Source organism: Agrobacterium sp. CMT1, from assembly GCF_037203725.1.
Taxonomy (GTDB): domain Bacteria; phylum Pseudomonadota; class Alphaproteobacteria; order Rhizobiales; family Rhizobiaceae; genus Agrobacterium; species Agrobacterium pusense.
In genome coordinates this window covers 270,072-289,486 of sequence record NZ_JBBCAR010000019.1, presented here as the reverse complement: position 1 = coordinate 289,486, position 19,415 = coordinate 270,072, and the positions used below count along the sequence as shown (strand labels likewise).

The window sequence follows — 19,415 nt, the reverse complement described above, 5'->3', positions numbered from 1 at the left end:
TCTAGCTGCTAGTGGCATGCGATTGCTACTCCACATTGTTGTAGTGCCAATCCGCCTGTATCGACACTATGCGAGGCTCTGCTGCGCTCAGCAAGGATTAATCGCGATGTCCTATCAATGTCGCATCTGGACCTAAGCGACCAAGCCCTTTATCGTTCTCCGAATTCGGGGCCTGCTTCGACCTTAATTGTGCCGCCGGGCGAAAGGGACTGAAATGGATTTGCGCCAGATGAGCACATTCGTTGCCGTCGCGGAAGAATTGCATTTCGGACGCGCCTCCATCCGGCTCAACCTCGCCCAGCCTGCCGTCACGGCCCAGGTCCAGGCGATCGAGAAGGAGCTCGGCGTTCCCCTTCTCATTCGTTCCACACGCCGTGTTCAGCTTACACCAGCGGGTTCTGTTTTCTATGAGCGCTGCGTTCAACTGCTCCGCGACGTCGATGAAACCTGTGCCGTCACACAGGCGGTGGCGGGCAAGGCTGCGAGCAAGATCACCATCGGCACCATCCATCCGGCAACATTCGGGGTTCTGCCTGACTTTCTCGCCCGAATTGGCCGACGCTATCCGGATATCCGCATTCATATCCGTAATGGCACTACCGAATCCATCGTACGGGACATCGAACGCGGGCAGGTTAATATCGGTTTCGTCCGGCCTCTGGACAACAACGGCGCATTGCGATGGCAGGCGATAACGGAGGAGCGGTATTTGCTCGCCGTTGCCAAGGATAATGCTCTCGCCGAAGCCCAGACCGTCACACTCGAAGATCTGCGCCGCCAGAAGATCATTTCCTTTTCGCGTTCGAACCTGTCTTATACGGAGCGGTACTTTCTGGAGACATTTCGCGAGCATGAACTTTCCGATCGGATCGTCTATACCTGCGACGACACGCTTTCACTGATCGCGCTCGTTTCCGCAGGTGTTGGTGTCGGGTTCGTTCCGGAATGGGCGGCAAACCTGCCGAACAGGAACTTCCGTTTAAAGGTGGTGGAGGAGATCGATCTGCGCATCGGCCTTGGACTTGCCTGGAGCAATCAGGACCCGACCGCCAATCGTGATGACATCATCGAGATCGGTCGTCAGCTCGCATCTACAATTGCGAAAGGGCCTGCTCGTAAACAGCACCGCAATTGAATCTCCTGAGACAGCATGGCGGCGGTCCTGCGGTTCCTCGTTTGGAGTAAAGTCGTGATCGTCCCAAACCAAGCCCCTATTCTTGTTTGCGACGGCCAAGCGACAAGTCTGTCGTCAGGCTGCTGCCCTGTCTCCGTTCATTGCCAAGACCATTCCTTGGACAAAGCGCCCGCGACGCATCGAGACCGGCGGCAGGACCCGCTCTGAAGAGGTGGCAGGACCTGCTGTTTCCAGCGATCCTGGCAGATCCTATGCTGCCTGCGGTGCGTGAAAGTCCCTGCATGTCAAGCGCGTGGCGATACCTCATATGTGGGAGTGCCGTTGTGGGTATTTCGCGTCATCAGGCCCGACTACATGCTGTCACTCATACCACTGCTGGTCATCGCGCATGTCGCGCATTGGACATATTGCGGATGGGAGACATTTCTGACGGGGGATGAATGACGCATCAAAATGTCTCAGAGGCATTCATTGAACTGGAGGGCGCGCCAGCTATCGCGAAGAAAATCTGCACGCATAGCACAGATATCTGCTTGTCGATCATCGACATAGACAACGCCAGACAACTGAACTTCGAGAACGGCTGTGCGAACATCAGAGTCGCCAATGATGGTCTCATCGTGAGGGTGTCCGCCGGCGACCTGCTCACGTTCTATGGCTTTGGATCGTCTGCCGATGGATACCATTGACTGCATATTCCGAAAAATCGGTTCGAAAGGCCTCGTCATTTTCGAGAGAGATGGCATCCTTTTGCGACGATCTATCCCTCCCAGAGACTTCACGCTGGGAGACGTCAACGCCATCTTTGTCCAGATGCTACAGCAACTTCGTCAAAAAGACGTCCGCTTCGGCTTCATCTCCGACGCCAGAGGCATGACGGCCGGCACCCAGGGCAGGCCAGAATTTCTCGCTCTAACCTGTATTCTCGACGATCTATTGAAGGTTCGTGAGGTCGTCCCGGACTTCTGGATGACATGGGGCACCTTCCGTCAAGCTAAGGATGATCGGTCGGGAATGGCAGATGCGGATACGGTATTTCGAGCGATCGAGTGGTATGGCGTTGAAAAGAAGGAAGCCATGTTGGTCTGCAGCACCGCTGAAGGACGGCGTGCAGCAGTCGAGGCGGGCATCACCTACATCCACTATCCCCCATGGAAGGCGGTCACCGCGGCCATATAATTCCAGATGAATTCTCCACTTCTCTTCCTTCCGAAAATCGTGGCGCCAGATGGTTTCACACCGAGATCGAAAGAATGCTGAGACTGAGCGTGCCAGCCCGAATCGTCGGCAAAAAAGAGTTCAACGACTGCGGTCCCTACCATTCCCCCGGGGCGGACCAAGCTTGATCGATTTCGTCATTTCGCGATCGCGCTGCTGGCTTTTGTCACGCTGGCGGTTGGGCCGATCATTGTCCGTCTGATCACGCTCAACATTGGAACGGGCGATGCGCGCCGCATCGACTGAGCGGTCGTTCGACGTCTTCTTGATGATCCCCTGCTCTGCCACATGATCGCGCCCTGCGACCGACTTCGTTTCGAGGCTGTCGTAGCTGCCCTTGTCTTTGCCCTCCTCGGCGCGACTGCGGTTTTTCGTGACACGCGAGTCGAGCTGCAATCCGACGACTTTTCCGATTACCTTGGACGCTTGCTCGAAGATCAGGCGGTCGGAAGGGTTGGCGATCCTCGCTGCAATGGCCGAGGCGGTGTTCGCAAGAGTTTGTTTCGCCGTCTTGGCCTGGGCGGCGCTAATGGGGGTCGATCGCAACATATGCTCTTCTCCTTTTTCTCTGGAGGGATCGCGGCCATCGTGGACGGCCGTTTCGAGCCGCCGGTACTCACGTTGCAGCCCGGTTAAGAGGTCCTGGCTCAATTCGCGCGCCCTGCTCGGCGCGTTTCGGTCCTTCGCAATCCCGCCCAGCATCCTGACGACACGTCCGACCGAGCGCCGACTCTGGTCCAGCCGCCTTCTGGCTTCCGCAAGCTTCGGCACCGTCGGTGTGTCGCGAACCTTGGCCATCACCTTCTCGATCACGTTTGGCGGCGCCGTCGCTCCCATTCGCTGGAACATTTCCCACTCCCAACGCTTGACGGGTGGCGGAGCGGCGCGTTCGATGCGTTTGTGTCGTTCAACTGGGATTGCACGTCCCCTCGCTATTTCGGCGAAGCGCATCCGCCATTCCATAAAGTCGCGAATGTTGGGATTGAGCATCTTTCCGCTACCATCGCGCAACGCGACAATCACATGCAGATGTGGATGCTTGGCAAGATCGTTGCGATTGTGGATCGCATAGGAATAGCGATGCCCAGCAAATTGCGCTCTGAGGAAGTCGCGGCCAGCAAGGAGGAGCTCGTCTCGATCGACGTTCGCCGGTCCCGATAGCAACAAATGCATAAAATCTCGTGGCTGTCGGGTCTGCATAAGCGCGCCCATGATTTTTCCCTCCGCCGTCAGCTGCTTTTCATCGGCCGTGGTGATCTCGCGGCGCTCGCCGCCGCGGAAATACCGCCCGCTTCTGCCTGGCCGTTCCTCGATGCGCGCTTTTGTCGAAAGCGTCACCTCCACCGCGCCGCGCTGCATGGCGTACAAGGCCGCAATCAGACCCTTCGGACCAGACGAAAACTCGACCGGATAGCGCGAGATCGGCGTGATGCCCTCTCCCCGCAAGGTTTTGTCCAGGCGCTGCTCGATAGCATGCGCGATGTCTGCCTCGCCCGGAATACGGTTGCTGCTGCTGCGATCCGCCCGATCCTTCTTTTCATGCGCAATGACGAGAACGAAGTGCAGCCTTGTCTGTCCCCTCTCGCCATCACTCACACTGAAGGCGTATGTTCGATCTATGTCGCCAGCCCGGCGGAAACCATCCTCTGCGAGCGAAGAAAGTGCACGAGCGATGTCTGCCCGGTCCGCATTTTCGAGCTCGTAGGTCAGACTAAGAACGTCCCTGCTACCCTTCCGATGGCCGAACTCTCTCTCCCATGAGCGCACGGCTTCATTGATATCCGATACCTCTCGGTCGTCCTGATCGTGGGCCTTTTCTTCCTTAGCCTGGTAGTGCAAGACGTGGCGCACAGAGCCGGCACCTGCACCATAAGACAGAACCTTGACGACGACCGCGTTGTTACCCGCCGCGCGGCTAAGCGCCGAGGAGACAGCAGGGTGCTTTGCGGGTGTTCCTTTATCTTTAACGGCCGACGCGCGCTTCCCACCTCCGCCACCCGCGCCACGGCGGCGCAGCTCGTCGTCGATCAAATCGAAATAGCTTGGCAGCCGGCGACCTTCGGATCTAGCGTTCAAGCGACTTCTGAGCGGCTCCCTCATCATGCCTCCTGATCAAGTCGACGATATAAGACGATGGCCGGACAAAGGCGGCATCGCGAATGGCGTCGAGAGCGCCCATCACGTCATCCAGTCTCTGCGCGATCACACGGACGGTCTCGGCGCGGCTTCCCTCGTCTGTGAGGAACTCTTCGTTACGGAAGGCCAGCTCACGTAGGAACCGATGCATGTCGGCCAACTGACGATCATGTTCATCGAGCATGGCTGGAACATTCATGATCTCCCTGACGACGATCAGCTTGGCAACAATGTTGACGGAAATATCAAGCCGTCCGGCAAGAGCCTCCACGTTTCCCAGGACATGATCGGGAATGCGGAACATAATGGGCGGCCTTCTCATTTCGATCTACAGCCCCCTTGCTTTAAGGGCTTCCAGAATCAAGCGATGGGTCGCTGAGGACAGTTGCTCGTGCTGCTCCAAAGACACGTGGAAAATCTTCGTCAATACATCGTCATCAAGATAAAGCGATACCCGTTTCCGTTTTACTGACGCACGAGCCGTTGTCTTGGGCGCCTTGGACTCCGATCCTCGCTTGTTTTCAAGGCTGGCCGGCATTCGGATCTTCGAAGAATCTGGCTCCGAAAAACCGGTTTCCGCCTGTGCCGAACCAGAACCAGCGGGCATGAGAGCTTCGAGGTCTATATTTGTTGGCATGTAGGAAGTTGCTGCCTCCTCGACGTCCTTCGCTTTTTCTTCCCCTCCTTGGGTAACGGCGAGAATGTTGCCGGCCGACGTTCTTTCCTTTGACATCGTTAAACTCCCTCCGCCTGCAGCAGACCGATGAACTCGTTGTTGATCCTTTTCACGAGATCGATTGCGTCGAGCACGCTTTCCGACGCCCGCCGTTTGGCTGACGGCGTCAACGCCGGGTTGTTCACAATGCCTGCGAGCTTCGAGTAAAGGGAACCGTAACCGGCCCCCACGTCGCTGAAATGATTGCTCTTACGGACGACCGTTTCGACCACGGGTATCCGGCCGCTCGCCAAGATCGCGTGCACCTCGGGAAGCGATCGATTGTGCTTGAGGGCAATCATGTCCACGTAGTTCCAGATCGCCGCGTAAGGGATCGGCCCGCGATCCCGCTTCCGACCTATTTCCATCAATATGGTAGCCACCTTGATGGCTGACGTAGCTGCCGTTGGCTCTGGAATCACTGGAATAAGGATAGCATCACACTCGTGGTAGACTTCGATCGCGCGCTGATGCACGTACCCGCCGACATCGTAGATCCGGATTGCCGCCTCGGGCGCGTTGTCCAGCCGCTCACGAAACCTGTCTTTAGGAGCCACGCGCAGATGCAACAATGACCCGTCTGTCGGCAATAGGCCCCGCTTCATGGATACATTGTACCAGCGCGTCGACGATTCCTGTTCGTCGCAATCGATCAGCAGCGTCTTGTGGCCTTGCTGTGCAAACTCCGCGGCGAGATTGACGTTCAGGGTCGACTTCCCGGCTCCGCCCTTGAAGGTCGATATGGCGAGCGTAAGAGGTTTGACAGTCATAACATTTCTCACCCATTTTGCCGACGTCTGAATCGCGATCGCTTGCGCGCCCGTAAGCGGAAGATCTGAACCCAGCTTGGCAGTTGTCTTTGCTCCCATCTCATACGAGGGAACACAATCCTTCACCGGCCACGAAGCTTTGCCCGTGCCTCCTCCTGTTGCCGGGCTGCGATAAGCCCCTCATTAAGCCGCATCGTTTCGAGCGTTCGTGCCGCCTCGGAAACCGGATCCCTCCCAGGCCAGAATCGAAGAATTGGCAAAACGAGCAGCAGGAACGATGTGATTGTCCCGGCCCTAAACCAAGCAGATTCAGCATAGAGGTCGGTGGCCCATTGCCAGACGCTCCCGGTCGTTTCCGGCGGCAAAAAGGCATACGAAAACGTCAACACGATCCAGTAGCCGACAAAGCCCGTAACCAAAATGCATGCCATCGACACTAGGAGGAAGCACGCGATCTGGAGCAACAACCAGGCGGCGCGGACTGGAAACGTGAAGGCCATGAGAGCTTTTTTATAGATCGACATCTTCCTGTCTCAACACGCAAAATGAGCCTGTGACCAAGCTTGCCTCAAACTTCACGGCCGCTCAATACTTGCACTGCAGTACAATTTCGTGCATATTCGAAAAAGTCAACAGGCCACGGATGCGAACATGAAGAATGACCCATGGCGGGCTTCTCGCCATCTTATTTTCGGCCATATCGGTTCCCTGGTCGCCGTGCCTGAGAAAAGCTGGGTCGACGCGACCACAAAATTTGTCCGCCACTACCAGCGTGTAAGGCTAGCCGACGTCCAAGGCGGCCTTTCAATCGGGCCGCTCGAATATGCAGACTTTGTGGCAACCCGCTCCATCGTCTCGCTTGCGGCGATGACTGTGACCATCTCAGACGTGCAGCAATTCGCCGGAAACGCATTCCCCTGTCACGAGCTCGGGCGGACCCGCGGCCGGTTGATGGTGTCATATGCTGAATGCGTTTTCATGGATGGAGATACCGCACGGTCTCTCTCGGAAGTGCTGATCAGCAAGGGCGTGGCCTTCGCCTTCGGTGACAGTGCCGGCCAGCCCGTCTTCCCGGTTTATTCGCAGGTGGAAGACGCCGCACGGGCGACCAAAGCCGAAATCGGGGCCAGTCTCAGTTTTCTCCAGCCCTACGGTGAGCGTTACCGCGCCAATCCGACAAGGCATTGATGCGGATCGGAGCCTTGATGTTTATGTCCACAATCGCAGCTTCCGGCCTCTACACAGGTATTGTCATCCTCCCGACGCTTGCCGGTAACGAATTGCGGCAAGTGCACCCTCCTTCTCCACCAGTTGTTCGCGTTCAGGCGGCGCAAGATAGCTCTCCTGGGACCAGGGACGCGGCGCAGCCACCATCTTCCGCGTTCGTGCCGTTTCCGAGCCACGCGCAGTTCGAGACCGGCGATACCTGGATCTCCGGCAGCAAGCGGTATCGCCTTTATGGTTTGCAGGCATGCCTGCGCGGAACCACCGTCACCCTGTCTGCAGGGGCTTCGCGCGACTGCGGGGAACTGAACGTGATCATGATGCAGGCTCTGATCAGAGACACAAAACCTGTTTGCACCAACATTCAAATGATTGACCAGAGCAATGTGGTGGTCGCATGCCAGACGACGGCGGGCGCGCATCGCTATGATCTCGCGACCTATATTATAGCGCAAGGATGGGGATTTGCCGCTGTCGATAGCACCGGCCAACTCATTGTTCCTGGCTACAGGATCGCTGAGGAAAGCGCGCGTGCTGCCCGCGCAGGGCTCTGGGCCTATCCCGACATGCCGCACCCTGTTTCGGTGCTGATGCAACAAGCCGGGGTGTCACGATGAAGGTTATCACGATCTCGATGATTTTACTCGCTCTAGCTCCAACGGGCTCGCTGGGGCAGGCTCGTTCCTCCGACATTCCGCGTCAGATATTTGGCAAGGTACAGGTTATCGACGGCACTACGTTCGAATTCATCAAGAGCCGTCAACTCGTGCGGCTGGCCGGCTTCGAAGCCCCTCGTCTCAAGCAGGTGGCGACGAGCGACGGCATAACATGGCCGGCTGGGGAGGTCACGCGCGCGTGGATGATCCTGCGAACCCTTGGCCAGGACGTCAATTGCGCGCCAATCGGTCGCGATACCAACAACAATCTGATCGCCCATTGCTTTGTAGGCGAGACAAACCTCGCGGAGACGGCCATTGCGGAAGGGATCGGCTACGCTTTCAACTATCCCAACGAGCCTCAGATCCCCGCTTATTTCGACTTTGAGAGAAGAGCGAGAGGGCTTGGCCTCGGCATCTGGTCCTCGGCAGATTTATCTCCTCCCTGGCTCAACAATGTATCGCAGGTGCCCGTTGGGCAGTCCGACGGCCAGGCGCAGGCCTCCGAAGCGCACCGTCCCCTACCCTTGTCCGTCATTCCCAACAGCGCCTTGTCCTCACGCGAGTGAATGGAGGTTAAATGAAAAGCCCTTTCCAGACTTCGGCTATTATTCTGATCTTGCTTTCAGTTCTTCCGTATGCAGCCCGCGCGCAGGACGGCGCCACCAAAGCACAAATCGAACGACGGGATCCGGACTTTTGCGGGGCAGGCGGCGCTGGCTGCGATCCGGCGGACGTGCAGCAATGGAAAGCGGTCGGCAACAAGCTGGCAGACCTGTCCTCAGCCGACCTTAGCCAATACGCCTATGCCTGCGCCAAGCATCGTGAATGGAAATCGGATTGCGAAACAAATCCCATAGCGATCCTGAAACGCCTTGGCATCGAAGGCTATTGAAATTGCCGATGACGAAACTCGACCATGGATGGCTTGCGAGCGCCGGTATCGTGTTCGTTGTTGGATCGGCAGGTGGTTACACGGTCGGCCACCTGCAACGGACTGACAGGACAGCAGAGCTTGAGCAGGAGATCGTGCGGCTCGAAAAGGAGTTCGGACAGAAACAATGGGCGTTTGAATTCCCGAGCGACACGGAGGCAAGCGCCGCGATCGCCAAATCCGGTCGTTCGATCCGGATTTCGGAATGCCGGCCCCGGCAGGCGGTGCCCGGTGTCACCTGTACCGGCGTCATCACCACCACAAGCGGCTCATTTGCGGGGGTGACCCAGCCCGGCACCCTGTCGTTTGCAAAAATCGACGGCGCCTGGGTGCAAATGCAGTAGACAAATCAAAGGAGACCGGCTGTGAAAATGGTCATGTTCTTGGCCACAGGTTTGATGGGCTCACTTTCGGCGATGTCTGCAAAAGCACAGGACGCGGACTGGGGTTGCCAAGTTCTCCTATGTGCCGCATCGAAAAACCCGTCCTGGCACGGTGTCCCCTATTGCGTTCCACCGATGCGAAAGCTCATCGACGCAATGTCCAGACCCGGCTTTTCCTGGCCCATCTGCCAAGAGGCAAAAACGGGAAAGCCTGGCCATGAGGATTACGAGGATTGCCCTTCTGGAACCACAGTGGGCTATTCGTTACGAGGCGGCGACATCAGTTCGCGTAGTGAACCTGACCAGTGCATCGAGACCGTCAATATTTGCCGGCCGTTGGGCCAGCGTAACGGCAGTACGAGGTCAGGGGGCTTGACGATCAACCGGAATTTGGGTGGGGATGGCGACAGCTGCATCAAGCAAATTGCAACTCCCCGCCCCCGCCGCGCGGATCCCTACTATTTTGATATTCCAAACGACGAAGGCGTGAAAGAGAGGTTCTGGTTCAACTTGAACCACTAGCGGCTGCCGGAAAGCATTTCGCGACCACGCGATCACGAGTCGGTCCCGGCGGTTTTCTGTTTCTTGCGGCGGGCTTTCCAGACCGCTATCCGAGGGAGGTCATCTTCAGTGATCTTAAGCAAATCCTCGATGAGGACATTCCACTCTCGCTGCATCTTGTCGAGCGTCGAGAGCTTGACGTCTCGCATCGCCCGCGTCACCTGCGAAATGTATGCCTCGTGCACCCCGAGTTGCACAGCCAACTCACGGTTCGTCACCTTGCGTTCCGCCTTCAGCCGTTCGAGGCCAATGGCAAGCCTCTCCTGGAATGACAGAGAATCGAGTGTCGAAACATCGACGGCCTCGACGGGAGGCTGGCGTTTTACACGAGGCATCGACTGCCATTCCCAGTCGGGACCGGGCGCAGTCTACGACCGACCCATACGCCGACCAAGTGACGACAAGGTGGGCCATGACGGCGCATCAAAAATGTCCCTGGAACCGGTTTGCTCATCCATCACCCGATGTCGACTGCAATTATCTCTGCCCAAGTGTAATCCGCTTGTCGTTCATATTTCAAACAAGGCAGTTCACAAACTCATTACGCTTCCCTACACCTCTCCGATCTACCGATGCAAGTGATACTGGCCGATCATCCGGATCCGAGGAAGGTCTGCATCAATTCGTTGCATAAGCCCTGGCTGCGGAAACGATCCGCTGGATTTTACGCTCATCGGAAATCTGGAGTCTCGAGAGATGTTCGATTTTGGCCGTGGAAGTCGTTCTCGTGATACGCGGGCAAAAGACCGCACCTGGCCGGCTCCTCCGAACTGCGGTTCTGCTTGAATTCAGAATCTAATTGCGATCCGACCTGTTTTCGGGCTCCGTCTCATCTTCCCCCAACGGATCGCGTGCCGCGTCCGCGAACTCTCGTAGCCACGCTCTCGAACTTGTCTCGGTCAGCCTGCCTGAAAGGGTGTCAATCAGGAGATCGACATCCGCATTCAACTCTTCTGGCTCAACCCAATTTTCGCCCGCCTGCTGGAAGACGACGTCATTCAAGGCCTGGAGATCGTCGCCAAATGCTTCTCTCACTTCCTGGCGCCGGAGAATGGGGGAAGCAGATAAGCGATCGGGCGCCCCGCCTGCGGATGCGGATAAGCCGTCCTGATGCTTGCGCGCGCTCGTCGAAGGTCCGAAATAGACGCTCTGGCCAAGCTTTTCTTCATCGATATCGAGATCAATGTTATCTGTAAGTTTGGCGCGGGCGTCTTTGGTCTCGACACTCACATCTTCGCCCCCAGCCGCATAATGCGCGGGTTTACGCCGCGGCTGCTGATCGCCTGCATCTTCTTCTGCCACTCCAGATTCGCGCTTCTCATCGAGGTCCAGCCGGCGACGCAGTTCATCGAGGGAAGAAATATAAACGTGACGAACGCCTTCTTTGACGATGAAGCTCAAATCTTGTGGCTTTCGGGCGCGCTTGATCGCAGCAAGATTGAGATCAGCTCCAAATTCGACGGCACTCGTCCTATCACGCGGCGTGGCAGCACTCACCGGCGGCGCGCGAAAACCCATGCGGTCACTGTCAGCGATCGTCCACTCAACGGGCTTCAGGCAAGGCCTGGTCACCGGCTTAAACCGTCGCACTTTGGCAAACATCCGCTCGCCGCCTCCATCCAGTTTCATGATGCGCATCACCGGCATGCCGGTCACCTGGAGGATCGCTTCTTCCGGCTTCATCATCATCAGCGTGTTCACAGGAAGAAGATCGACTGACACCGGTACCTTGGCGATCGACCGCTGCCTGCGGCCATGGCGATAAGAATAGGACGACTGTTCGATCCATTTGGTGGTTTTCCCGGCTGCGAGCGAGACGGCCAGCGCATCGTCCTGATTTTGAAAATTCATGAAGACCTTGATCGTCGAAGCCCCCATCAGGATCTTCTGTCCGGACCGCTGGTACAATCGCTCGAGCTGGGCGCCGTCTTGAAGAATGAAGACGAAACGCACGCCGTTTTTGCGGATCAGAGGGGCGAGCGTCAGCACTGTGTCGATGCGGCCGCCATTGCCGAACTCGTCAAGCATCATCATGACCTCATGCTCGCCATTGGGCAACGGTCCCATCTGGACCAGCTTGTCGGCCATTTGCTGGATGAACATTGAGATCAGCCGCTCATAGATCTGCATCGCGTTCCAGTCAGCCTGGATATAGATGACCATCTTGCGGCGACGAATGCGATCGATTGGTATGGTGGTGATCGAGGTCAGCGCCTCTACCAGCGGGTTTTGCAGGAAGTTCAGCTTTGCGACGATTTCGGCTGCAATCCCTTCTCCCAGCTTCTCATGACGCCCGGCAAATTTGGTGAGTTGCATGCGCGTCTGGTCAGACAGGACCGTTTCATAGTTTTCAAGCAACTGGACGATCGCCTTGCGCTCATCGGACATGGAGTTGAGAATCCGGTATAGTTCGCTGAGAGACTTGCGGGTGTCGGGGCATTCGAGCACGAAGCCAAGCATGGCCGTCAGCAAGATCCTCGCGCTTTCTTCCCAGAAGTCGGATGAATCCAAGCGCAGCCGCTCCGGCAGCAACATCTGGGTCAATTTCTGCAAGTCGGTGATCCGCTGGTGCGGATCCTGACTGATCAGGTCGAGCGGATTGTAACCGTCGGTAAATTTCGATCCCGGCGCCAGCAGAAAAGTCTCAAAACCCTTGTCCTTCAGGTAACCGGAAGTCTCGTCGTACAGTTCGCCGCTCATGTCGAGCACGACCTGCGAGCCTTCGAAACTCATCATCGAGGGGATGACAAAGCCGCGCGACTTCCCTTGGCCCGGCGAGCCGATCAGCATCACATGCTGGTCGCCGTCATTGCGCAGAAGAAGCCCCTGTTTCAGCCCAAGTACGATCCCGCGCTTGTCGCGCAGGCGAAAGTCCGCCGCATCCTTCAGGGTCGCTAGTCGGGCCGTGCCCATGATCATCCGTTGACGCTTCTGTATCGTCGCGCCGATCGGAAAACCGACAAGCCCGGCGGCGGCGGCAAGACCGGCAAGCGTCGCAAGCACGGTCTGTCGAGTGGGTTTCTGATAGACGCCATCGACGTCGGTCGCCCCGAACGGAGCCTGGTACATTGCAGCGAGATGGCTGCCATAGTAGCCGGCGATCTCCGCATGTTCGCCAGCTCGGGTGACGACGAGGTAAAACGCAAGTCCATAAACACCGACGGCGGCATAAGCTGCGGCAAAAACGAGGGCCGTTGAGGCGATCAGGCTGAACATCGACCGGACATGCAGGAGGTAGAGGATCTTGCGCGACAGCGCCCTTCCGCCCTTCAGCATCCAGAGACACATCAGGAAGAACAGGAATGGTGAGGCAAGCGCGAATGCGAGAAGCGACAATCCGGCAGTGTTGCGGGTATGAATAATCGACCAGGTATAGCGAAGGGCGTCAGCAAAGCGCACCTGGCTGACATAGTCGAAATACGACGGTGACCCGAATGAAACGACATAGGCGTCGTAGATCAAGGTGAAGAAGACAAGCCAAATCGCGACAACGCCCGAGAGCGCGACGGGCAGTGTCAGGAAGGACAGTTTCTGCAAGCTCGTCCATTTCGGGCGGTCAATCTCTCCGTCGGTGTACACGCTGGCCATGTTCGTCAACCTCGTCGGCAAAATAGATCTCGCTGACGCCGCGCCCGCCGGCGGCATCGCTCTTTTTCAACTGGACAACGATCGGGATGATCGAGCGGATATAGCGGATGATGTCGTCACGCTCCATGCGGACATTGCTGTTGAGAACCAGCGTCGACAGCCGGTTGAAAGCATGGTGCGGCGAGTTGGCATGGATTGTTGACATAGAGCCCGGGTGACCGGTGTTGATGGCGTTCAGAAAGTCGAATGCCTCGTCGCCACGCAGCTCGCCCATGAAGATGCGGTCGGGCCGCAGGCGAAGGGCCGTGGCCAGAAGGTCACTCATCGTCACCCGCGCCTCGCCTTGCCCCCCCTTCGAGACCAGCAACGAAACAACGTTTTCCTGGCGTGGCTCGAGCTCGGCCGTATCCTGCATGAGGACGAAGCGCTCGTGGTTCGGGATCGCCGTCAGCATCGTGTTAAGGAAAGTCGTCTTTCCAGTGGACGTGCCACCGGAGATCAGCATGCTTCGATGGTTGGCGGCTGCGTGTTCCAGGAAATCTCGTACCTTCCCTTTCCGCAACAGTTGCGAGAGTTCGACATCGACATCATCGAGATAATCGTCTCCGGTTACCTTCGTGAAGTGGAAGGCCCCCGCCTTCTCATAGTCGTCGAAGTCGAACCGTCGGATGAACTGCTTGCGGATCGAGAATGCGTGGCCGGTCGCAGAGGTCGGACTCAGGACAAACTGAACGCGCTCGCCACCCGTCAACGTGGCCGACAGAAGTGGATTCTCGGCATTGACCGTCTGCTTGGTGAAGGATGCGGCGCGAGACGCCATGTGGCGGATCACGTCCTGTTCGAGGCCCCCGATCTCGTGGCGCACCATCCGAAGCTGACCGATCTTCTCCAGCCAGATTTCATTGCTGCGCTGGCAGGAGATTTCCACGACAGCAGGGTCGTCGAGGAAGACCCGTATGGGTTCGAGTGCCTCAGCAAGAAAGTGCTGTTCGGCAGAGATCTGCGGACGCGCGTTCATTTCCCGTATCTCACCCTGCGAAGGCGCTCGAACTCTTCGCGCACCGGGTCGGGATAGAGACCCGCGAAATCGAGATCCCGCGTCACGAAGACGTTGATATCCGAACCTTGAGGAATGTGGATGGTCGGACGAATATTGCGGGAATCCTCAAACGCCGTTACTGCCATTTGTTGGATACCCGAGGCGATGGTTTCGGCGGCAATCGAGCGAGCGCGGTCCTGGGATGTCTCGCCATTGTCCTGAGGAATTCGGGTCACGCTGCCATTGTCGTTGATAATGGTAATATCCCGATCCTGCCTCTGAGCAAGCTGCGCGATGTACTGTGTTGCGCCGCCTATCAGCGTCATCAGTGCCGGCGGCCCGAACCGCTCCCAGTTCTTTCTGTCGACTATGCCGGTCATACCCGAGCGGCCGAGACGGCCAGTGCCATAGGAGCCGAGCTGCACCGAGACCCCGTCGCCGCGGATCATTCGTGTCCAGACAATCAGGATGCGCTCCTGTCCCCTTTGGACACCGGATTTGTAATCGCCGATCAGTGATGAGCCAGCCGGAATCAGAATCCGGCGGCCATCGAAGGAATAGACATCCTCCCGCACAATCCCCTTCACCATGCCGGCGAGATCGGAATTGATAGCTGTCTCAAGCGTCCCTCGGATCATCGTCCCCTGTGGTATCCAGGCATCCGTGCGGCGGTTCTCCGTGGCGGCCGACACCTCTACACCCTGTCCACTCATCGACTTCAGGAAGGCACGATCGCTATCGACGGCATCTCCGCTCGTGGCGCCTGATTGACCAGTGTTGCTGTTCGCACCGAACATACTCGCTGATGCATCGGACGACGTCGCGGACGTTCTTCTGGTCTGGTCCGACTGATCGAATACCATTGCAGACGAGCGGACGCGTTCCAGCAGCTTGGCCTTTCGCTCCAGCTCAATGCATTTGGGGTCGTCCGGGTTTTTGCCTCGGGAGCAATCGACCTCGGCAGGAGGCGCGACAGGGGCGGCGGCGGGCACCCGCAGGGCCGGCGGCGGCGGCGGTGGTGGCGCTTCCGGAACCTGGACCGTAGGCAGCGGCGGTGGTGAGGGGGTCCTGAAGCCTTCGTTTCTCGGCGTCTGCACCGGCCGGAACTCCTCACGGGGCGTCGCGTCGATTGTCGGTTCTTCTTCCCCACCCGCCAGAAGGAAGTAAAGGACAACACCAACGCCAGCAATAGCGGCAACGACTGCGACCGGCCGCATCAGGCCTATTCCACCGCGCCTCACCTGCCCGCCAATGGACGTATCGGTGTCGATCGAATGGTAGTTGGGGTCCGACATGGCGCGCCTCCTATCTTGATAGCGATTGCTGGTGGGATGTTCCGCTGCCAATTCGCTTCGGCGATACCGCGCCTTCAATTGGCGCCGGGATATCGGCAGGGGCGGTGCGGAGATTGAAAAGGCAAGTCTCGCTCTCGGTGCCGAAACGCAGCGTCCATTGCCGCGAGACCTTGTCGATGACGATGTAATCGGCCTCGCGGCGGTAGTTCACGAGGCTCTCGCGACGCATGCCGTCGACAATGAAGATCGCCGGGATGTCGCCAGTGAATTTCATGAAGGTCTTCAGCCCGTCGTCAAAAACCCAGAGCGGTTTGGCTCCATCGCTTCCCTTGAAGCCGTAGTCGTAGTTGACCTTGTCACGGCGGATGTTCTTGATGTTAGGATTGCGTTGGGCTGCCTCAGCCTGCTTCCAGAGTTCTGCCGTGCCCTTGAGGCCAGCGTCCTCCGGATAGGTGAACCGCAGCTTGAACGTCTGGTTCTGCATGGCTTTAGTGTCGTTGACACGCAGGTCGAAGGAGTAGGTTCGCCTCGTCGTGACGACGGACAGATTGGTGACCGCATCCTTCTCCATCGGCTTCAGAGTCAGGGAGCGCCGATCAGCCGAAGTGAGGATCTGCCAGGAGATTGTGTCACCGGCTACGACCTGGGTTATCTCCTCATCCGCTCCGAAGAGGATTGTCGTCACCAGTCCATAGGTGCCTGTCACGAGGAACACCTGCTCGGCCGAATAAGGAAGCGACCGTATCCTCGGATCGAGGCGTCCTGGCCTCGCGACCAGTTCGGCATGTAGGGCCAACGGCCACAGCAGCAGGAGAAGAGAAACAAAAACCGTCTGCCTCATCATGGTGTAATCCCTGAGGGCATGGTCTCGGGGACTTTCGCATATTCGGTCACGACAAAACCGAGCGGATTGTAGAGGCGGACGCGGTTGCTGGCGGGCAGGTTGATCTGCCGGTAGCGTATGGTCGCCGACCAACGCGTAACGACGTCACCACCGCGACGCCGTTCACGTGTCTCGAAACGAACAGACATGGTCGATGGATTGAGCGGATTGACCGAGAGGATCTCCGGCCGGATTTCACCGGTCGCACCAAGCAACTTGACGGGGCCTCGGGGATTGGACGGGTTCATCCAATCCTCGTAGTCCTTGAAGGCCTGCGAGCCCGGTTCCGACCACAGCGCAATCATGTCGAAATTGTCGGAAAGATAACGGGGATCGTAGGTTTCGCGTCGGATGACGTAATTGCCGGCGAAGGCGGCGCGGACGGCCTGGTTTTCCGAGACCGTCGCACGGTCTTTATCGAGCGTGGTGACTGTTTCCATGTAACCGGTGTTTCGGTCGACGATCAGAGGTACAACCTCGGTGCGCACCAGCGGAAAGAGCTGCGCCACTGAGAACGACAGAACGCCAGCAACAGTCCAGCCGGCCAAGGCAAACAGCAGGAGGACGAAAACGATCAAGGTGCGGAGAGAGCGGTTCTTCTCACCCCATGAGAGGTGCTGATCGTAGAGGTCCTCCGGACCGGCCATCTGGTCGACCGGCTCTGATCGCAATTGTCTTCTGAACAATGTCAAGTTCTGTCCCCAAAATCATGATCGTCGTTAATGTTGCGGCCCGCTTGAAGGACGGATGCGCTGTCCGCATGAAAAGCCTAAATGACCAGCGGGTGTCTCACCTCACTCGCCGTTTCGCCGGCGCATTGTCAGCATCCGGCCGAGCGCGCCAGCGCCCGTCATTGCCCCGCGGCCCGAAAGCGAAACCGCCGTCAACGCGCCTTTTGGACCCGCCAGCATGGGAAGGGCCACCGCTCCGGCCTGCCCGCCTCGCGAGGTGCTGGAACCTAATCTTTCGCTGGCAGCGCCGTATAGCGCACTGGCGCCGCCTCCGCCGGGAGTGACTGCAGTCATTGTGCCGTAGGCGAATGTTCGCGCGAATTCGGGAACCTGAAAAATGAAATAGGATATCAGCGCCAGATAGAGCACCATGGCGAGCACGATCGCGAGCGCGTTTTCCCTTGTCGCCATGTCGCCGTTTATCGTGTCCATCATGCCGATCAGAAATCCGAACGACAGTCCGGCCATGACATAGGTGAAAAGCAGCATGAACATGCCATAGGCGATGCCCCTCACCCAGGCGTCGAAGACGAACCGCGTGATCCGGAAGAAATAGGAGAGGATGGCGATCGGGCCGATCGCCAGCATGACAGCGGTGATCATTTTGGCAAACAGCGTTACGCCGGTCAGGATCAGCAGCATCGGCAAGAGACCGAAGACCAGAACTATGAAGACGACAACCGCACCGGTGACGTTCGGCAGCCATCCGGATTCGTAGGAATTGAAGAGCTGCATGGCGAAGTCGTAGACCTTGCGCGACATGCTGGCGACCTGCGCGGCAAGATCGGAGCCGGCGGACTGCCCGCCCATCGCGGAGGAAATGGCAGCACCCAGATCCTGAGGCGACGTCAAAATGAACTGACCGATATTGTCGTAGAAGGTGGCCCAGGACATGACCAGCGCATAGGCAAGCGCGAGCTTTGAGGCAGTGATCGCCATGTCCTGAACTGAGACGCTCGAAAAGCCAAGCGCGGCCCAGAGAAAATAGAGGATGAGGAACAAGGCCAGGATGGATGAGACGAGATCGCCATTCTCGGCGAACAGACCCCACGCTCTCTCCAGCGAGGCCTCGTTGATCCTGTCGAAATACCGGAGTGCGTCGCCGTAGAAGTTGATCGCGTAACTGACCGGATCCATCATCCCCCCTCTTAGGAATTAACGAGCCGCATCGGACCGCAATCGTTGCTGACGATCCGCGCAAGCGCCTGTTGCGGCGGCGCCGCTTTCTGCTGTTCCGCGTAGCCGAGGGCTGGGACGGGGTTCTCGTCAGCCGAACATTTCGCCAGCTGTTCAAACTTGCCGCCGCATCCGGACAGGGTCGCAGTGGCCAATATCAGCAACGGGACGAACCTCACTGGGTCTGCTCCTCGAATGCCTTGAGCTGGTCGCGGACCAATGCCCCGTCAGCGCCACCGCCGCCATCGCGCATCACGTTGTCCGGAAGCGTCGCGAAGGTCTTAAGGTTTTGGGAAGAGGTCGCGAGTGCCGCCTTGTACTGCTGGTTCAGCAACATCACCTGGTTGTTGAGGGAGCCGACGGCTTCGTTTGCGGTCTGGTTGCCCTGGAGCACCATCTGGGTATTCTGTTCGAGCGCGCCCTTCAAATCCTGTGCCGTGCCGATCTGCTCCGTCGCCTGCATGAAGGCGTTCTGACGCTCCTTCGTGGCGCTGTTCATTGCGTCGGTAAGGGCAGTCAATGTCGTCAGCGCGTTGATGCCTTGCGAGTAGGCCTGATTGGCGCCGGACAGCTCCCCTCCCTTGACGGTATCGACCGCCATCTTCACCAGATTGAGCCCGTTGATCAGCTTGGCGGCAGTGTTCTGAAATTCACCGCTGATGCCGCCGAACAACGCTTCGTTTCCGGACAGGATGCTGCTGAAATCAGGCGCCTGTCCCATGCTGAAGCCGTTGCCTGTTGCTAGTTTCGCGAATTGGCTGGCATCCTGCGATCGGTCGCCGGTTATCGCCTGAAGCGTCTTCGTCGTGTTATCCTTGACGATCGAGGTGTCATCCTGGATCTGCTTCGAGAGTTTTTCGATTTCCCTGCTAACAGCAATATTATCTGCGTCTTTGACCGGCACCTGCGCAAAGGTGTTTGACGTTGCGGTGATGGCAAGCGCTGCGGCGATAACGAATTTTTTCATCTGC

The 19,415-nt window shown here is 57.9% G+C and carries 24 protein-coding genes; 10 read left to right on the top strand and 14 right to left on the bottom strand.

The window, feature by feature from the left end:
* Nucleotides 1–214 precede the first annotated feature (214 nt).
* From WA845_RS24410 to WA845_RS24400, 3 genes are all read left to right on the top strand, one after another.
* Nucleotides 215–1,135: a LysR family transcriptional regulator gene (locus WA845_RS24410; RefSeq protein ID WP_220367052.1), complete on the top strand. Its 921-nt coding sequence runs from the start codon at nucleotides 215–217 to the stop codon at nucleotides 1,133–1,135.
* 440 nt (nucleotides 1,136–1,575) lie between these two features.
* Nucleotides 1,576–1,824, top strand: a complete 249-nt coding sequence (locus WA845_RS24405; RefSeq protein WP_337322797.1) for a hypothetical protein — start codon at nucleotides 1,576–1,578, stop codon at nucleotides 1,822–1,824.
* A complete protein-coding gene (locus tag WA845_RS24400) occupies nucleotides 1,811–2,314 on the top strand; it encodes a hypothetical protein (RefSeq protein ID WP_337322796.1) in 504 nt (167 codons plus the stop codon). The genes WA845_RS24405 and WA845_RS24400 overlap by 14 nt, the downstream gene beginning before the upstream one ends.
* A 120-nt stretch (nucleotides 2,315–2,434) precedes the next feature.
* Here the strand turns inward: WA845_RS24400 and WA845_RS24395 are convergent, their stop codons facing one another.
* From WA845_RS24395 to WA845_RS24375, 5 genes are all read right to left on the bottom strand, one after another.
* Complete coding sequence (locus WA845_RS24395) at nucleotides 2,435–4,429, bottom strand: relaxase/mobilization nuclease domain-containing protein (protein ID WP_337322795.1); 1,995 nt, start codon at nucleotides 4,427–4,429, stop codon at nucleotides 2,435–2,437.
* Entirely contained in the window at nucleotides 4,419–4,793 is a 375-nt protein-coding gene (locus tag WA845_RS24390) for a hypothetical protein (RefSeq protein ID WP_337322794.1), read from the bottom strand. Before WA845_RS24390 ends, WA845_RS24395 begins: the two co-directional genes overlap by 11 nt.
* A 24-nt stretch (nucleotides 4,794–4,817) precedes the next feature.
* Nucleotides 4,818–5,222, bottom strand: a complete 405-nt coding sequence (locus tag WA845_RS24385; RefSeq protein ID WP_337322793.1) for a hypothetical protein — start codon at nucleotides 5,220–5,222, stop codon at nucleotides 4,818–4,820.
* A 2-nt stretch (nucleotides 5,223–5,224) separates the two neighbouring features.
* The gene (locus WA845_RS24380) at nucleotides 5,225–5,974 is read right to left on the bottom strand and encodes a ParA family protein (protein ID WP_337322792.1); all 750 of its coding nucleotides are present in this window, start codon (nucleotides 5,972–5,974) and stop codon (nucleotides 5,225–5,227) included.
* A 122-nt stretch (nucleotides 5,975–6,096) separates the two neighbouring features.
* Nucleotides 6,097–6,498, bottom strand: a complete 402-nt coding sequence (locus tag WA845_RS24375) for a hypothetical protein (RefSeq protein WP_337322791.1) — start codon at nucleotides 6,496–6,498, stop codon at nucleotides 6,097–6,099.
* 127 nt (nucleotides 6,499–6,625) lie between these two features.
* On the opposite strand from WA845_RS24375, the gene WA845_RS24370 reads away from it, so the two are divergent.
* From WA845_RS24370 to WA845_RS24345, 6 genes are read left to right on the top strand one after another with little or no spacing between them, the layout of a single operon-like run.
* Nucleotides 6,626–7,162, top strand: coding sequence for a hypothetical protein (locus tag WA845_RS24370; protein WP_337322790.1), 537 nt, complete (start codon nucleotides 6,626–6,628; stop codon nucleotides 7,160–7,162).
* 17 nt (nucleotides 7,163–7,179) lie between these two features.
* Nucleotides 7,180–7,815, top strand: a complete 636-nt coding sequence (locus WA845_RS24365; RefSeq protein WP_220360167.1) for a thermonuclease family protein — start codon at nucleotides 7,180–7,182, stop codon at nucleotides 7,813–7,815.
* Entirely contained in the window at nucleotides 7,812–8,423 is a 612-nt protein-coding gene (locus tag WA845_RS24360) for a thermonuclease family protein (RefSeq protein WP_337322789.1), read from the top strand. Before WA845_RS24365 ends, WA845_RS24360 begins: the two co-directional genes overlap by 4 nt.
* A gap of 11 nt (nucleotides 8,424–8,434) precedes the next feature.
* Nucleotides 8,435–8,749 (top strand): hypothetical protein, encoded by a 315-nt coding sequence (locus WA845_RS24355; RefSeq protein WP_077985991.1) that lies wholly within the window; start codon nucleotides 8,435–8,437, stop codon nucleotides 8,747–8,749.
* 8 nt (nucleotides 8,750–8,757) lie between these two features.
* The gene (locus tag WA845_RS24350; protein ID WP_077985992.1) at nucleotides 8,758–9,132 is read left to right on the top strand and encodes a hypothetical protein; all 375 of its coding nucleotides are present in this window, start codon (nucleotides 8,758–8,760) and stop codon (nucleotides 9,130–9,132) included.
* A 27-nt stretch (nucleotides 9,133–9,159) separates the two neighbouring features.
* Nucleotides 9,160–9,693, top strand: a complete 534-nt coding sequence (locus WA845_RS24345) for a hypothetical protein (protein ID WP_337322818.1) — start codon at nucleotides 9,160–9,162, stop codon at nucleotides 9,691–9,693.
* 32 nt (nucleotides 9,694–9,725) lie between these two features.
* Here the strand turns inward: WA845_RS24345 and WA845_RS24340 are convergent, their stop codons facing one another.
* Entirely contained in the window at nucleotides 9,726–10,067 is a 342-nt protein-coding gene (locus WA845_RS24340; RefSeq protein WP_107341445.1) for a helix-turn-helix domain-containing protein, read from the bottom strand.
* Between the two features lie 460 nt (nucleotides 10,068–10,527).
* Nucleotides 10,528–12,651: a type IV secretory system conjugative DNA transfer family protein gene (locus WA845_RS24335; protein WP_337322788.1), complete on the bottom strand. Its 2,124-nt coding sequence runs from the start codon at nucleotides 12,649–12,651 to the stop codon at nucleotides 10,528–10,530.
* A gap of 3 nt (nucleotides 12,652–12,654) precedes the next feature.
* Between WA845_RS24335 and WA845_RS24330 the strand changes: the two genes are divergently transcribed.
* Nucleotides 12,655–12,930 (top strand): hypothetical protein, encoded by a 276-nt coding sequence (locus WA845_RS24330; RefSeq protein WP_337322787.1) that lies wholly within the window; start codon nucleotides 12,655–12,657, stop codon nucleotides 12,928–12,930.
* A gap of 358 nt (nucleotides 12,931–13,288) precedes the next feature.
* Here WA845_RS24330 and virB11 read toward each other — a convergent pair whose 3' ends face one another.
* The 7 genes from virB11 to WA845_RS24295 all read right to left on the bottom strand — a co-directional run bounded on the left by virB11 (nucleotide 13,289) and on the right by WA845_RS24295 (nucleotide 19,411).
* Complete coding sequence (gene virB11, locus WA845_RS24325) at nucleotides 13,289–14,338, bottom strand: P-type DNA transfer ATPase VirB11 (RefSeq protein ID WP_337322786.1); 1,050 nt, start codon at nucleotides 14,336–14,338, stop codon at nucleotides 13,289–13,291.
* Complete coding sequence (gene virB10, locus WA845_RS24320) at nucleotides 14,335–15,654, bottom strand: type IV secretion system protein VirB10 (RefSeq protein ID WP_262622811.1); 1,320 nt, start codon at nucleotides 15,652–15,654, stop codon at nucleotides 14,335–14,337. The genes virB11 and virB10 overlap by 4 nt, the downstream gene beginning before the upstream one ends.
* A gap of 10 nt (nucleotides 15,655–15,664) precedes the next feature.
* Nucleotides 15,665–16,498: a TrbG/VirB9 family P-type conjugative transfer protein gene (locus WA845_RS24315; protein ID WP_337322785.1), complete on the bottom strand. Its 834-nt coding sequence runs from the start codon at nucleotides 16,496–16,498 to the stop codon at nucleotides 15,665–15,667.
* The gene (locus tag WA845_RS24310; protein ID WP_337322784.1) at nucleotides 16,495–17,229 is read right to left on the bottom strand and encodes a virB8 family protein; all 735 of its coding nucleotides are present in this window, start codon (nucleotides 17,227–17,229) and stop codon (nucleotides 16,495–16,497) included. Before WA845_RS24310 ends, WA845_RS24315 begins: the two co-directional genes overlap by 4 nt.
* A gap of 102 nt (nucleotides 17,230–17,331) precedes the next feature.
* On the bottom strand, nucleotides 17,332–18,408 hold the full coding sequence (locus WA845_RS24305; RefSeq protein WP_337322783.1) for a type IV secretion system protein: 1,077 nt from the start codon (nucleotides 18,406–18,408) through the stop codon (nucleotides 17,332–17,334).
* An 8-nt stretch (nucleotides 18,409–18,416) separates the two neighbouring features.
* Nucleotides 18,417–18,623, bottom strand: coding sequence for a hypothetical protein (locus WA845_RS24300; RefSeq protein ID WP_337322782.1), 207 nt, complete (start codon nucleotides 18,621–18,623; stop codon nucleotides 18,417–18,419).
* Nucleotides 18,620–19,411, bottom strand: coding sequence for a conjugal transfer protein (locus WA845_RS24295; RefSeq protein WP_337322781.1), 792 nt, complete (start codon nucleotides 19,409–19,411; stop codon nucleotides 18,620–18,622). Before WA845_RS24295 ends, WA845_RS24300 begins: the two co-directional genes overlap by 4 nt.
* Between the last annotated feature and the right edge of the window lie 4 nt (nucleotides 19,412–19,415).

Bases quoted from the DNA above. Each gene is read 5' to 3' on its own strand.
- virB11 (WP_337322786.1), bottom strand. From the start codon at position 14,338: ATGAACGCGCGTCCGCAGATCTCTGCCGAACAGCACTTTCTTGCTGAG.
- WA845_RS24370 (WP_337322790.1), top strand. From the start codon at position 6,626: ATGAAGAATGACCCATGGCGGGCTTCTCGCCATCTTATTTTCGGCCAT.
- WA845_RS24355 (WP_077985991.1), top strand. From the start codon at position 8,435: ATGAAAAGCCCTTTCCAGACTTCGGCTATTATTCTGATCTTGCTTTCA.
- WA845_RS24385 (WP_337322793.1), bottom strand. From the start codon at position 5,222: ATGTCAAAGGAAAGAACGTCGGCCGGCAACATTCTCGCCGTTACCCAA.
- WA845_RS24350 (WP_077985992.1), top strand. From the start codon at position 8,758: ATGACGAAACTCGACCATGGATGGCTTGCGAGCGCCGGTATCGTGTTC.
- virB10 (WP_262622811.1), bottom strand. From the start codon at position 15,654: ATGTCGGACCCCAACTACCATTCGATCGACACCGATACGTCCATTGGC.
- WA845_RS24295 (WP_337322781.1), bottom strand. From the start codon at position 19,411: ATGAAAAAATTCGTTATCGCCGCAGCGCTTGCCATCACCGCAACGTCA.
- WA845_RS24410 (WP_220367052.1), top strand. From the start codon at position 215: ATGGATTTGCGCCAGATGAGCACATTCGTTGCCGTCGCGGAAGAATTG.
- WA845_RS24375 (WP_337322791.1), bottom strand. From the start codon at position 6,498: ATGTCGATCTATAAAAAAGCTCTCATGGCCTTCACGTTTCCAGTCCGC.
- WA845_RS24335 (WP_337322788.1), bottom strand. From the start codon at position 12,651: ATGATCATGGGCACGGCCCGACTAGCGACCCTGAAGGATGCGGCGGAC.
- WA845_RS24390 (WP_337322794.1), bottom strand. From the start codon at position 4,793: ATGTTCCGCATTCCCGATCATGTCCTGGGAAACGTGGAGGCTCTTGCC.
- WA845_RS24365 (WP_220360167.1), top strand. From the start codon at position 7,180: ATGTTTATGTCCACAATCGCAGCTTCCGGCCTCTACACAGGTATTGTC.
- WA845_RS24315 (WP_337322785.1), bottom strand. From the start codon at position 16,498: ATGATGAGGCAGACGGTTTTTGTTTCTCTTCTCCTGCTGCTGTGGCCG.
- WA845_RS24360 (WP_337322789.1), top strand. From the start codon at position 7,812: ATGAAGGTTATCACGATCTCGATGATTTTACTCGCTCTAGCTCCAACG.
- WA845_RS24345 (WP_337322818.1), top strand. From the start codon at position 9,160: ATGGTCATGTTCTTGGCCACAGGTTTGATGGGCTCACTTTCGGCGATG.
- WA845_RS24340 (WP_107341445.1), bottom strand. From the start codon at position 10,067: ATGCCTCGTGTAAAACGCCAGCCTCCCGTCGAGGCCGTCGATGTTTCG.
- WA845_RS24305 (WP_337322783.1), bottom strand. From the start codon at position 18,408: ATGATGGATCCGGTCAGTTACGCGATCAACTTCTACGGCGACGCACTC.
- WA845_RS24380 (WP_337322792.1), bottom strand. From the start codon at position 5,974: ATGACTGTCAAACCTCTTACGCTCGCCATATCGACCTTCAAGGGCGGA.
- WA845_RS24405 (WP_337322797.1), top strand. From the start codon at position 1,576: ATGACGCATCAAAATGTCTCAGAGGCATTCATTGAACTGGAGGGCGCG.
- WA845_RS24400 (WP_337322796.1), top strand. From the start codon at position 1,811: ATGGATACCATTGACTGCATATTCCGAAAAATCGGTTCGAAAGGCCTC.